Genomic DNA, 233 nt, shown 5'->3' with positions numbered 1-233 from the left:
CAACGTGGTTTGACTCATGATTTATCCCCGTATATCTGCAATAAATTGGCTCAGCACGTTCTCTTTCTCGAGCGTGCGTTCGGCATATTCACGTGCCACCGTGTTCACTTTTGGCATGGCGAGTGCCTGTTCAATTCCGGTCACCAGCGCCGGAACCGATTCCGGCTCCACGCAAACGGCGATCCCCGGGTAGCTGTCACACAGCTGGCCTAATTCGGTTTCAGCTTCTGCCG

General features: G+C 54.5%; 1 pseudogene. It reads right to left on the bottom strand.

The features are described from left to right. Positions 1-21: 21 nt before the first annotated feature. Positions 22-233 (bottom strand): annotated as a pseudogene (locus tag RTW80_RS30940) (colanic acid biosynthesis glycosyltransferase WcaI); the annotation flags it as partial.

It is taken from the genome of Escherichia sp. AM3 (genome assembly GCF_032029835.1).
GTDB lineage: Bacteria > Pseudomonadota > Gammaproteobacteria > Enterobacterales > Enterobacteriaceae > Escherichia > Escherichia coli.
The sequence above is the reverse complement of the archived record's forward strand: the minus strand, read 5'-3'. Positions and strand labels throughout refer to the sequence as shown.